The sequence below is a fragment of the Gammaproteobacteria bacterium genome (genome assembly GCA_035546635.1).
Lineage (GTDB): Bacteria > Pseudomonadota > Gammaproteobacteria > JAURND01 > JAURND01 > DASZWJ01.
The window spans coordinates 43,992-57,269 of record DASZWJ010000034.1; the positions used below are offsets into that span (position 1 = coordinate 43,992).

Genomic DNA, 13,278 nt, shown 5'->3' on the forward strand with positions numbered 1-13,278 from the left:
ATTCATTTTGATATCTGCAACCATTTCCACATCAGCCGTTTTTTTATAAATTCCACTAAGAGTAAATAACTGGCTGTGGCACTAATTAAAAACAGAAAATACCCCCATGGCAGTGCTACAAAGCCTAATACCTTGGCTAAGGGCGAAAAGGGTAGCAGCACAGCAATAGTGACCACCGCGATAACCGTGATGGCAAGTGGCAAGCTGGGTTTGCTTTTGAAAGGATTTTTCGCGGTGCGAATCACAAAAATAACTAAAGTTTGTGTAGCCAGTGATTCCACAAACCAGCCGGTATGAAAAAGTACTGCGCTGGCGTGAAAAACACTGAGCATCACAAAAAATGTTAAAAAGTCAAAAATAGAACTGATAGGGCCGATATAGAGCATGAAGCGGCGGATGATATCGATATTCCAGTGTTGCGGCTTACGGGTGAAGCTGGGTTCAACATGGTCAGTGGGTATAGTTACCTGCGCTAAATCATAAAGAAAATTATTCAGCAAAATCTGAAACGGCAGCATAGGTAAAAACGGTAGAAATAAAATAGCACCCGCCATGCTGAACATGTTGCCAAAGTTAGAACTAGTGCCCATCATTAAATATTTCATCACGTTGCCAAAGGATTTTCGGCCTTCCACGATGCCATTTAATATGACTTTCAGACGGTGCTTGAGTAGGATAATGCTGGCGGAAGTTTTGGCTACATCCACGGCATTGGCTACAGAAATGCCGACGTCGGCGATGTGCAGGGAGGGGGCATCATTGATGCCATCGCCTAGAAATCCCACAACATGACCATTGGCGCGCAATGCAGCAATAATGCGCTGCTTTTGCATAGGCGATACCCGTGCAAACACTTCCACTTCTTCTGCTACTTTTGCCAGCGCAGGTTCGGTGATGTGTTCAAGCTCGTGACCTAAAATAATTCTATCAACGACCATGCCGACTTGTTCACAGATGTGTTGCGTGACGAGTTCATTATCACCAGTCAGTATCTTCATTCTGACACCTTCAGCTTTTAAATGGTTGATGGTGGCTTTAACATCTTTTAAGGGTGGGTCTAGAAATGCAAGCAGACCTACTAATAATAAATCTGTTTCATCCAGGGCTGAGTAGACCGATTGGTTGGGCATTTTGCGCATGGTTACAGCCAAGGTGCGGTAGCCCTGTTGACTAAGCTTTTGCAATAAAGTATTGAACTTTGTTATTGCACTTTGATCCAAAGGCAATGGCAAGTCATTGGTTTGGTAAGAGGTGCAGAGCGTTAGCAATTGTTCAGGAGCACCTTTAGTAATTAATAATTTTTCTCCGTTATGATCGACCACTACACTGGAACGCCGCCTTTCGAAATCGAAAGGAACTTCATCGATTTTAGTGTAAGGCTGAATGTCTGGGTGTGCATGTTGTAAAATGGCAGCATCCAATGGATTGAGTGCAACTTTATTTAGAATCGCTGTGGTGATAGGATTTTGTATGCCGCTTTCAAAAAAAGCATTCAGATAAGCCAATAACATCACATATTCATTTTGTTTACCCTCAAGATCTATGTATTGTTCTAACACCATTTCACCACTGGTCAGTGTTCCTGTTTTGTCGCTACAGAGAATATCCATGCTGCCTAAATTTTGAATAGCTGCGAGATTTTTTACAATTACACCATGATGTGACATTTTCATGGCGCCGGTGGCCAGGGTGACGGTGGTAATCATGGGTAAGAATTCCGGTGTTAAACCCACGGCTAAGGCGATGGCAAATAGCAGTGATTCAAGAAGTGGATGTTTGAAATAGACACTGGCGGCAAATACAAAAATTACTAAAAAAAGAATCGTTTTTGAAATAAAAAAACCGAAGCGGGTAATGCCTTTTTCAAATTCGGTATGCGGAGGTGCTATGCTCAAGCTTTTAGCAATTTCTGCGAATACAGTTTTATTACCGGTTGCAATAATGACGGCAGTGGCGGTACCGCTGATGACGGATGAACCGGCAAACACGGCATTGGGAGCTTCTGTGATATTTTCTAGGGGAGCGGTGGCGGGTTTGTCGTCTTTTTCAACCGGTAAGGATTCGCCGGTCAAGGCTGCTTGTTGGACGTGTAGATCCCGTGCGGAGAGTAGTAGCGCATCTGCTGGAATTAAATTGCCAGCAGTCAAACGTAGGATATCGCCGGGTACCAGTTGTTCGTAAGGCAAGTCTAGCCATGCTTGGTTGCGCATAACGGTCGCCGTGGTTGCGACTTGTGCCTGTAAGCGCTGCATAGCGACTAAGGAGCGGTGGCTTTGCAGGTAATCAAGGCCGATACTCAGTAATACCATTAATCCAATAATGGCGGCGCTGATGGGGTTGCCGGTGAGCGCGGAAATCGTGGCGGCGATCAGCAAAATTGCCACTAAAGGGTTTGCATAGCGCATCATCACATTAGCGATTAAGGGCGTGGCTTTTTTCTGTATAATGATATTCTTGCCATAAGTGGCGAGGCGTTCTTCTGCTTGCTGCGCAGTTAAGCCCTGTGCAGAAGAAGATAGTTTTTCCAGAACCTGTTGGTGCGGTAATGAAAAGAGTTCTGATTGGGTCACATCCATGTTGCATCCAGTTGGCAATTCTCACATGCTGCGATTATAGCATCGATTTAGTAGAGATGCAGATCAGGATTCAAAGGGTATGAATAGATATAAGGATGATTTTTAATGCAACGTCAAATTCCTGTAGATAGAATGCAAACACTTTCCAGTGACTGGAATTTATCTGACAAAGAAGTAGCGGCGCGGACAATCCAATATGGCAGTAATAATATAATTGGTGTACGTAGTAATAAATGGCGTGAACTCGTATTAGAAACGATTAAAGACCCGATGATCTGGTTTTTGGTGACAACGGGAATACTCTTTGCAGTACTAAAAAATTATAACCAAGCACTTATCTTGTTATTAGCGACCATTCCGTTGATCGTTATGGATGCCTTCCTACATTGGCGTACAGAAGTATCTACGCGCAGTTTGAGCAATCAATTAACCACTTCCGCTTTCGTCATTCGAAATAATCAAATAATTAAGCTCGCATCTGAAGAGATTGTGCCAGGCGATTTAGTGGTCATAAAACCAGGCACACCTTTTCCAGCTGACGGGATTATCGTTCAGGGTCAAGATTTGCAAGTGGATGAATCGGCATTAACCGGAGAATCCTTTCCTGTTAAAAAAAATCCGCTGAATGCATTCCCAATGGGAATTGCTAATCCTTTGATTGCGGGTCAACATTGGGGATTTGCCGGTACCCGCTTGCTGACGGGACAACAAGCACTATTGCGTGTGATCTACACTGGGCAGGAAACTTTATATGGCGAAATTGTCGCTTCCGCTTTATTTGGGTTGCATGAAAGAACACCTTTGCAAAAGGTCATTGCTAAATTAGTTTTTTATCTCATCGGCATTGCGACGTTAGTTTGTATTATTTTAGCTTTGGTACGGTTATATCAGGGGTTTGGTTTTTTAGATGCTATTTTAAGCGCAGCTACTTTGGCAGTTGCGGCTTTGCCGGATGAGTTTCCGGTGGTTTTTACTTTTTTTCTGGGTTTGGGTGTCTATCGTTTGGCGCAAAAAAAAGCGCTGGTTAGGCGGGCGGTTTCTGTTGAAAATATCGGTAGAATCACCTGTATTTGTTCAGATAAAACCGGCACTATTACTGAAGGTCGATTTCGTTTGACCCAGTATGAGCCAGCTTTAGGTGTGGACTATCAGCAATTATTATATTTAGCGATTATCGCCTCACGTACAGAAACCCAAGATCCATTAGATGCCGCTATTTGCAGCGAGATGGATAAATTACAATTACCCATCCCTAAACGCCTCATGACTTTTCCTTTTACCGAGGATAGAAAACGCGAAACCTCAGTTGTTCTGTGTGAAGACAGAATGCTGTTTGCGACGAAAGGATCGCCAGAAATCATTTTAGCTTTAAGCAACTTATCGACAGCAGAAAAGCAATCCTGGTTAAAGCGCGCCGCTCGATTTGCCGCCAGCGGTTATAAGATAATCGCTTGTGCGGAGTATTTGACGGATGTCGCGGAACCAATTATTGAAGCTGCCACAAATTATCAGTTTGTCGGTTTGTTGCTATTCTCCGATCCGCCGCGTCCCGCCGTTCCGGCAGCAGTACAACGCTGCCTTGAAAGTGGCATTCATATTTTGATGGTCACAGGAGATCATCCTGAAACGGGACGTTATATCGCTAATTTGATTGGTTTAGGTAAAGGTCAACCTAAGGTGGTGTTGGCAAAGGAGGCTGAGAGTGCATGGAAAAAAGATGATCGCTTCTTGCAAACCGTGGATGTCATAGCGAGGGCGATACCTTCACAGAAACTATCTATTGTCAGTGCCTTGCAAAAAGGTGGTGAAATTGTGGCAGTGACCGGTGATGGGGTTAATGATGTGCCGGCGCTTAAAAAAGCTGATATTGGTATTGCGATGGGGGAGCATGGGACACAAAGCGCGCGTGAGGTAGCGGATATCGTTTTATTAGATGATAATTTTAGTAGCATTGTGAATGCGATTGCTGAGGGGCGTCAGTTATTTAAAAATTTATTATCTAGTTATCTGTATTTGCTGATGATCCATATGCCTTTTGTGATATCAGCGGCAGTGATCCCGCTGTTAGGTTTTCCCATACTTTATTATCCGATACATATTGTTTGGATTGAGTTAATTATCCATCCGACATCGATGTTGGTTTTTCAGGATTTACCGGCGCAAGGTCGGCTAGCGCCAGTTAGCCGACAGAGCAGGGTACGGTTTTTTTCTAGTAGAGACCGCTTACGATTGGGAGTCACCGGTTTATTTACGACTGCGCTCGTTATTTTTTCGTATATTTATATTTTAAAAACGACTCATCAGGTTGAACTGGCGCGGGGGTTTGTTTTAGTGTCCTTGAGTTTTATGAGTGCGGCCATCACGGTGGGTTTGACCAATTTACAGACGCGTATTTCACGCATCGTGGTTGCTGCGACATGTATTTTTTCTATTTTGTTTATTCAAATACCGCAGTTGGCGCAATTTTTGGCATTGTCTTCTTTGTCGCTGAAGCACTGGGTGGTGATTATCGTTGCAGGTATCATCACGCTTTTGTTGACAAAAATTTTTTAGAGGCAAATTGTATGTGTCAATTTTTGTCTTTGTAAGTGCTCACCTCCTTGCTCAAAGGGGGAAAGGAGTTACATTTCTACAAGACTCTTTATCTTCTGGTTCTTTTGGAGAAGCGTTTTTCCGGTCACCCGCTGATTTAAAAAACGTTGGTGCAACAAAATCTATGATAAGGGAAGATAATTTTAATTCCGCTGTATTTTTGAATTTTTTTGAATCCATAAGTTGTTGGTATTCATCGCGAAAAGATAGGTCTATTTTTTCTATTATTTTATTGATAGATTCTATCACTCCCCAAAAACCCTGCTCGCTCATGCTACTGGCTTTTTCTGTTAGGCGTTCATGAATTTGCTTCACTACCCAAGGATCACAGGCAAAATGTAAAATAGCTAAAAACATTTGTTGGAATTTGTGTGCACTGATGTCTGCGATTTCACTAATGAAAGTCAATAAATCCATCGTTTGTTCTTTATAAACTTCAAGCTTCTCTAGGGCTTTTTGTCTATCTTCTGTATTTTCAATAACTAAAGCATCCTGCCGCATTTTTTCAAATCTTTGAGCTAATGTGCATAGGCGGGAATAGTTCTCTTGTGCAATAGCATTAGAAGTTAACACTTGCTTGTAATGAAGCGTATAATAACTTGAAGAGAGAAATGAGGTATGATAGAAAACTGAAAAGAAAGAGTCGACATTGGAATTATTTAAAATATTGTAATGCTTTAGATAGGCTAGAATTTGATCATTAAAATATTGCTGGAATGTAGTGTCTTTTCCAATCAAGTGAATTAATTTTTTAATATCTGCAATGTCTAGTAAATGATCTTCAATAATATTTTTGATGGTAGCATCTAATTCTGGATTTTTATTTAAAATAGAAATTTCATCAGAATTAAATAAGGATTTACCGAATTTTTGCTCCATAAATCTGTTCTAACCGGTGGATTTAAATTTATTAATTAGTCGTTGGCGCGCATTTTTTAAATTTCGCGCCAACGACTAATTAGGTTAGTAGTTTAGCATATATTTGTTACTTACGACAGGATAAAAAACAGAGCCTGTGGTTATGAGCCCGATGAAGATGATGAATTGAAAGAAGGAGAACTGTATGTCGTAGTACTAATATGACTGCTGCTAGACGAAGTACTGCTTGCCTGTGAAGCAGAGCCAGAATGAAAGGCAGCAGGATTGGAGGGTTGCATGTTTAACTTAGAAACGCCTTTATTAAATGCATTAACGCTGTCTGGCGAAGCCTTACTCTCAGGAGACATAATGCTTCTTCTGGTGTTAGCAATTAAAGCACCATGTTCTTGGAGTATATGAATGACCGCTAGCAGTTGTTTGCCTGCAGATCCTTGCTGTTCTCTGCCTAAGGCAATTAAAGCGCGCATATGTAATTGAGTCACCAGTGTTGGAAAGTGGGGATCTTTTTTTGTGTTTCTCAAGATCAAATGTAAATTTGACGGTAGAATCTTTCTAACATCAATTGAGGATTCTGCTAGTTTAATAGAAGCCCCTTGTGTTAGCGCTGTTTTAATTTGAAATCCTTCGTTTTGTGTTATTGCAGCTTCCAAAGTATCTTGTGCTTGGGCCTTGCTGAGTTTCGGGTTATTTCTTGAAACAAGATGCTCATAGATTTGAAAATCAGGATTAAAAGAAGATGTAGTTTTTATATTTTTTAGAAATTGTGGCATATGTAATCTTTTGACATCTCCGATTTCTGATTGTAAATTTTTTATTAAAAATGCACGGGCAGATTCTATGCCTCGGTTAAAGTCTTCTAGAGCAGTTGGATCTGTAAATATTTGATTTGCTTGTTCGCGTGCCATGTGTAGCGTGGCGCCATGCGCGTCACTGGCTAGAATAGCAATTTTTGCTAGCACGCTATTTCTTAAATCTTGGTTAGTTAATTTGCCAAGATAGTAACAAGCGGTTACTTGTAGCTCTAAGCTAAGAATTCTATGACTTTCAGGATCTGTAGTTTTTAGTCCATTTAAGAAATGATTTAACGTTGCGGGTTGCATTCCGTTAAAGTTCAATCTCAAAGTTTGCCATACTGACGTGTTATCAAATGGCTGACGAACTGAGGCTCCGGCTTGGAAGGCCTGAGTTATTCCATCGATATCTTGGTTGTTTAAAGCACTGGCCAGGTTTTTAGACGCCGATATTGATAAGGATTCAATAATGCTAAAATGTCTAGCGAGAACCTCTTTCTGTGCTTGTTGCATAAAGTTTTCATCTAGGTCTCTGATATCAAGCGCCATTTGGCTTACAACAGTTCTATAACTATTTATATTTTGTTCATATAATTTGGTTAAAACTAAGTCTAAGACTTCTGGTGAGGTATTTATCGAGATGGCATTTAAAGCATCCATCGGCGAATCATCCAAGACAAATACAGTGGAGAAAGAGGCGCCGCTTGCCAGATGCGTTGTTATGGCTTTTTCATCATTGCTTTGAATAGCATGGTATAGCTGCTGTTCCAGAGAAGTCACTGGGGCAGCGCTTGGAGTTGAGGTTTTACTATCCATTGACTGTGTCGTGGTGCTAGCGTATGAGCTTGAAGCATATTGTGAAGTAGAGTTCGAATTGGATGAGGGTTCTTGCATAAAATATAGCACCAAAAAATTTAGAGATAAGGATGTATTGTTTTTTTATTGTAATTGGGAAATATTATCCTTATCTTAAGGGCACCTCTAGAAATTAGAGATTTTCGCTCAAGACAAGGCGGGTTAGATTTTAAAACCGGAGTTTATACGGGAATAAATAAGGATTTTAAAATCTAATCCAACGCCGTATTGAGCTAAAAGATCAATTTCTAGAGGCGCGCCATTAAGTTTCCCATAAGCTACATGTGGTATAAACTTAAAATCTTAATTGACGATCGAGGATACACCCTATGGCACAGAAACCTAATACAAAAGTTAAAAAAGATAATGAGAAACCTGAAGTCTCCCAAAGTGAGATTGATGAAATATTGTCTCGGTATGATGCCAAATTTGATGGAGACGATGAAGCGGAAAAGCAAAAAAAAAGACAGCGTATAAAGCTGATAACTGAGCGGTTTATTCAAGCCATGAATAATTTGTTGGCGCCTGATATCGATAAATTGCAGAAAAATACTAAAGAACTTGCAGAATTACGTGAGCTACAAAAAAAGGATCCTCAAAATCCAGCTTACCTTCAACGAGAAATCAAGTTATTAAAGGAAAATGCGGATATTCTAGGTTCTCTTATTCATTGTAAAAATCTATTAGCAGAAAATGGATTTTTGTTTAAGGGGATAGAAAGTAAATTGCCGCCTGGTATGGATCGGCAGCACATAGAAACTAATGATAGATTAGTGGCGCTCGGTGAAAAACCTATTCCTGTGCCGCTTTCGCATATGGGTCAAATGGTGCAGGCAGTGAAAAATTTCTTTGAAGATTTGAAGCCGCAGCCTAAAGCTGCGAATGCGCCAGGATGGGTTAAAGAGAGTGTTAAAGAGCCTGAAGATACGCTTGGTTTGCGTAACAAGCTGGGTTAGTGTGGCGCTCTGTTTAAGAATTAAATCCCTTGCGAGTATGGGTATTAGATTGAGCGCTTACTTGGTTGCTAGTTCAAATTTTTGTCTGTACAGAGAAGAGGGATCTCTGTACAGACCAAAAAACACTCTTCAACAAGCACTGTCTTTCCCGCGCAGGCGGGAATCTATCCAAACTATGGCGCTGTGCTATATCGCAAATGGATTCCTGCCTACGCAGGAATGACAGTAATTTGTCCAGTACAGAGAAGCACTATCCAAAAATTAATTCTATGTTAAGATTAGTCTTGCATAATATCGATAGAGTAATAAAAATTAATAATCCTTTTCTTATAAGCTAGTTTTAGGGTATATCATGGGTAGTGAAAACAGCCAAATAAAAGCGGGTATTCCAGTTGCTAAAAAAAATGCACAAGCCGAACTTAAAAAACAACCTTCAGCTTCTCTAGATGGAGCAAGTGATATTGATGAAACACCCCCACAGTCAGATACCATAACTTCTCCAACTGTATCATCTTCTCCGCAGCAAGAAGAACTTCAAGAATTAAAAACTAAAAATTTAGTTTCCAACCCTGAATCAATTAATCCAACGTTGACAATAACAACATCATCTGCAGGGTATGCTCCTAAACCTGTTAATTTGGAAAAATCCACTTCATCTCAAAAATCAGAAAGTTTTGCTGTGGTTGTGGCAACGCCAAACAAAGAAGAGTTAGCAGCAGAATTGTTGAAAGCAGTAAGAGGATTTCGAGCTCAACTTAATAACATTGGCTCTGTTGGTGGTTCTGCAGTAACCCAAGATAGAGATTATATTTTTTTAGGTACCAGACTTGATAATTATGCTGCTAAAAGTAGAGAAGATATAAACCAAATACAGGACGCCCTACAGCAAATTAATACAGTCCTCCCAACAGAAATAGAAAAACTTCATAAAAAATATGAAGAACAATCTGCAGTAACTCTGACAGAATTGAATATAGAATCGCCAACCTCAGCAACTGTGACATTTGCGCCGTCATCTTCTCTTAACACTTCTACTTTGCTATCCGAGAAAGCAAGAGTTAATAATTTTGCATTTAGAGCTAACACGATGCTTGAAGGGTTATCAACTTCTCACGAAGCAGATAATGAAAACAAGATTATTTCATCTCCAGCGTCTACAATTTTTGATAAAAAAGAAGAGTCAAATACATTAGGCGATAGTCAATCAGAAGAAGAACTAGAGGTAAAACTGGAAAGTGAGCCATCATCGGAAAAATCCGATGATGATCCATCGCTGACACTGCCGCCAATATCATCGCGTCCTATCTTTCATCATTATCCTGAGTTGATGCCTTCAAAAGTTAGTGGCCCTGACCCTGACATTGATATAGAAATAGAACCGACTAAAGAAATTCCAGATACAGAATCAGTGACGATGCCCTTTTTAGAAAGTCAGCGTATTTCTTCTGCAGGTGGTAGCAATGTATATACTGGTAGCGAGCATGACCTTAAACCTCCTGCGCCAGTGTCGACGCCGCCGCTAACTCCGGTGCCGTCACCAACCCTGACACCAAGCTCGCAGTCGCAGTGGAAAGAATTATACAAGGGATATGTCATTGAACAAGAAGCAAGGTTAATGGGGTTTATAGATGAAGCTCGAGTCAACCAGCGTGATCTGAACTCTATACCCAAATATAGTGAATTAAATGCAGAGCTCCAAAAGCTTAAGACGTTTTCGGTTTCAACGAAAGAAGGATTTGAATTTCTACGAAATAGAATAGATTCACTGATGAGTGACATGGCTGTCATAGTGGAGCAACAGGCGCATAAAGATAAAGAAAGGACTTTGGGCACTTTAATGGGTAGGTTGCATCGATTGCCAGAAGAGGTTAATCAAGAACCAACCTTTAGGCTCGAGGATTTAAATACCAAGTTGGACATAATTAATCATCAAGCCGAAGAACTATTAGGTCGGCAAGAACAATACCAAATTGCTAAATTTGGTTTGCAACAAAAATACGACATATTGATCGATCATAGATTTGACCCCAGAAAATGTGATGCTGAATTTAGAGCTGATTTAGAAAAGCTGAATGATAAATATGATGACGTAGCGTATGCTCCAAATCCGCCTGTATTTGGAGCGGAACCGTTGCTACCAGAAAATCCCACCCCGATTCCCTCGGGATCATCTTCATTTTCGCCTTTGCCTCAGGGGACGCCACCTGCGCTTGGAGGTTCTAATGCCAGCCCATTGCCGCCGGCACCGCCTGGGTTTGGTTCTACACCAACCTCACCCATGCCACCTTTAGAGCTATCAGGAGGCACTGCTGGAGCTTCACCCCAAGCACCGAGCTTTGCCGTTGCTAAAGTTCCCGTAGCTTTACGCGATTTACGAGGTGGATTGGTTGATCGTGAACGTATTGATAGCATCGAACAACATTACCGGCATCAAATGCAGCAAATTGCCGCTAGTTCTCCAGAAAAGCAAGAAAAACGAGACAGAGCGATCAGAGGATATTCAAACATAATTCATGGGCTATTAGTCGGCAGTTTTGGTAAGGGTCAAAGCGATTGGAACAAGACGTTGGAACAGGTTGCGGCACGAGAAGATAAATTTAGAAAAGAGGCTTTAAATATTGCTCCAACTCCTGCTCCAGCGCCAAGAGGCTCTAGCCCAACCAATTCAACTGCACCAACTCCTAAGGATAATCCTGCAGCGAACTCAACTTCTTCTGGTAGGCGATCATCAACTTATGGCAATTTTCTGGGAGCAATGCAGGGAGCACAAAATAGACCTAAAGAGGGTAAAAAACGGAAAGAAGGGCTGCAAAAGGAATTCGATCAGCTAAGAGAAGCGTTGATCAATTCAATAGATACCCTTGAAAAGGATTCGCGGGTATCGGTAGCAGAAGTGGAAAAAGCGCGTCGACATCGCGATCAATCACTGGCCAGTATGGATAAGCAGAAGGAGAAAGGCACTCACTTGACTTGGCTGGCAAAAACAACAGGGCATTTAGCAGAGCATGATGATCTCCCTCCTGCTCGTACGCCTAAAAAAAGATAGTTGTGATAAAAGACTGGTACTGCATGAAATAGGGCAATGCAATTGTGATGAATAATTACCAATTTTTATAGACAAATTGTATGTGCCAGTTTCTGTCTTTTGGTTAGTAAATAGTTTCGATTAGAGGCTTGTAAAAAACTAGGCATTGCCTCTTGAGTAACAGCGGTATATCCAAATTCCGCTAGTCCAGAAATTTTTTGCGGGTTGTTGGTTAATAAACGAATGGCCGGTATAGACAATTTTCGTAATATGTGTGCCGGGATATAATATTGACGTTGATCTACCGGCAAGCCCAATTGTTGATTGGCTTCGACCGTATCCAAGCCGGTTTTTTGCAAGGCATAAGCCTTGATCTTATTCAGTAAACCAATACCCCGTCCTTCTTGATCCAGATAAATTAATAATCCACCTGATTCGCTGATTTTTCTCAATGAATAATGCAATTGATCGTAGCAATCGCACTGTGCCGAATGGAAAATGTCGCCTGTGGCGCAGGACGAATGAATGCGTACTAATAAAGATTGGGTTGGATCGATGGCGGGTTTAAATAGGGTTATATGCTGGTGAGGGAAATATTTTTCCTGCAAAACCGTTAAGGTAAATTCACCGTAAGGGTTGAGTAGAATTTCTGTGCTGGCGGTTTCTTTAATTTGATTTTCATGGGTCAAGCGGTATTGAATTAAATCATCAATGGACAGTATCGGTATTTGGTGCTGTTCTGCGAAGGCTGCAAGTTTTTGACCTCTGGCCATGGTGCCATCAGGATTCATAACTTCGCATAAAACTCCAGCAGGTTTGAAGCCAGCTAGTCGCACGATATCAATGGCGCCCTCGGTATGTCCGGCACGTTCTATCACACCGCCGGCTCTAGCTTTTAAAGGGTAAACATGGCCGGGTCTGACAAGGTCGTGGGGTTGGGATTGTGCGTTCATAAGGGTAGTGATGGTTTTAGCGCGGTCAGCAGCAGAGACACCGGTCGTGATGCCATGGCGTGCGTCAACGGGAATAGTAAACGGCGTGCCATGTTGGGTATGGTTATTTTCTGGCGGCACCATCAGCGGCAAATCTAGGCGCTGCAATTGTTCCGGTAGCATGGAAATGCAAATAATTCCGGTGCCATTTTTTATCATGAAATTGATGGCTTCTGGGGTGATGGTTTCTGCAGGGTAAATTAGATCACCTTCGTTTTCACGGTGTTGGTGATCGGTTAACAGAATCATTTTGCCTTGTTTTAATGCGGCGATAGCGGTTTGAATTTTGGTTTGCATACATGTACCCCGATGAGATGAATCAGGGCGTAAGCAGTCAGCGCGACAGTAATTAGCGGTATCATACGCACAGGATATGCGCCGATCGATTAGAGCTAAAAATGTAAGCATTATGCCTTAAGATAAATATCTTCTTTCATCCGGACTTTAACCGTCGGCTTTGGATTTTCACCAAATCTGCTGACCTTTTCAAAGAAAAGCGCTCGCGGGCTTTCATGTAGAATGATTACCGCCGGTGGGGAATTTCACCCCGCCCTGAAAGATATGACAGTTAGATTATAGAATGTATGGGAAAAAGTCAAACTACCCATGCTT

The 13,278-nt window shown here is 41.5% G+C and carries 7 protein-coding genes and 1 riboswitch; of the genes, 3 read left to right on the top strand and 4 right to left on the bottom strand.

Annotated elements, in window-relative coordinates; genetic code table 11:
- Positions 1–2: 2 nt before the first annotated feature.
- Entirely contained in the window at positions 3–2,576 is a 2,574-nt protein-coding gene (gene mgtA / locus VHE99_09580; protein ID HVV69262.1) for a magnesium-translocating P-type ATPase, read from the bottom strand.
- Between the two features lie 105 nt (positions 2,577–2,681).
- Between mgtA and VHE99_09585 the strand changes: the two genes are divergently transcribed.
- Positions 2,682–5,129, top strand: a complete 2,448-nt coding sequence (locus tag VHE99_09585) for a cation-transporting P-type ATPase (GenBank protein ID HVV69263.1) — start codon at positions 2,682–2,684, stop codon at positions 5,127–5,129.
- Positions 5,130–5,180: 51 nt separating this feature from the next.
- Here VHE99_09585 and VHE99_09590 read toward each other — a convergent pair whose 3' ends face one another.
- Positions 5,181–6,047, bottom strand: a complete 867-nt coding sequence (locus VHE99_09590) for a hypothetical protein (GenBank protein HVV69264.1) — start codon at positions 6,045–6,047, stop codon at positions 5,181–5,183.
- 140 nt (positions 6,048–6,187) lie between these two features.
- Complete coding sequence (locus VHE99_09595; GenBank protein HVV69265.1) at positions 6,188–7,732, bottom strand: hypothetical protein; 1,545 nt, start codon at positions 7,730–7,732, stop codon at positions 6,188–6,190.
- Positions 7,733–8,022: 290 nt separating this feature from the next.
- On the opposite strand from VHE99_09595, the gene VHE99_09600 reads away from it, so the two are divergent.
- Positions 8,023–8,649 carry a hypothetical protein gene (locus VHE99_09600; protein ID HVV69266.1) on the top strand — a complete coding sequence of 209 codons (627 nt, stop codon included), beginning with the start codon at positions 8,023–8,025 and terminating at the stop codon, positions 8,647–8,649.
- A gap of 352 nt (positions 8,650–9,001) precedes the next feature.
- Complete coding sequence (locus VHE99_09605; GenBank protein HVV69267.1) at positions 9,002–11,695, top strand: hypothetical protein; 2,694 nt, start codon at positions 9,002–9,004, stop codon at positions 11,693–11,695.
- A gap of 65 nt (positions 11,696–11,760) precedes the next feature.
- Here VHE99_09605 and ribB read toward each other — a convergent pair whose 3' ends face one another.
- The gene (ribB, locus tag VHE99_09610; GenBank protein ID HVV69268.1) at positions 11,761–12,963 is read right to left on the bottom strand and encodes a 3,4-dihydroxy-2-butanone-4-phosphate synthase; all 1,203 of its coding nucleotides are present in this window, start codon (positions 12,961–12,963) and stop codon (positions 11,761–11,763) included.
- Between the two features lie 124 nt (positions 12,964–13,087).
- A riboswitch (FMN riboswitch) is annotated at positions 13,088–13,231 on the bottom strand.
- Positions 13,232–13,278 lie beyond the last annotated feature (47 nt).

What these genes read in the sequence shown, in the direction of transcription:
- mgtA (HVV69262.1), bottom strand. Translation starts at nt 2,576, where the DNA reads ATGGATGTGACCCAATCAGAACTCTTTTCATTACCGCACCAACAGGTT.
- VHE99_09585 (HVV69263.1), top strand. Translation starts at nt 2,682, where the DNA reads ATGCAACGTCAAATTCCTGTAGATAGAATGCAAACACTTTCCAGTGAC.
- VHE99_09590 (HVV69264.1), bottom strand. Translation starts at nt 6,047, where the DNA reads ATGGAGCAAAAATTCGGTAAATCCTTATTTAATTCTGATGAAATTTCT.
- VHE99_09595 (HVV69265.1), bottom strand. Translation starts at nt 7,732, where the DNA reads ATGCAAGAACCCTCATCCAATTCGAACTCTACTTCACAATATGCTTCA.
- VHE99_09600 (HVV69266.1), top strand. Translation starts at nt 8,023, where the DNA reads ATGGCACAGAAACCTAATACAAAAGTTAAAAAAGATAATGAGAAACCT.
- VHE99_09605 (HVV69267.1), top strand. Translation starts at nt 9,002, where the DNA reads ATGGGTAGTGAAAACAGCCAAATAAAAGCGGGTATTCCAGTTGCTAAA.
- ribB (HVV69268.1), bottom strand. Translation starts at nt 12,963, where the DNA reads ATGCAAACCAAAATTCAAACCGCTATCGCCGCATTAAAACAAGGCAAA.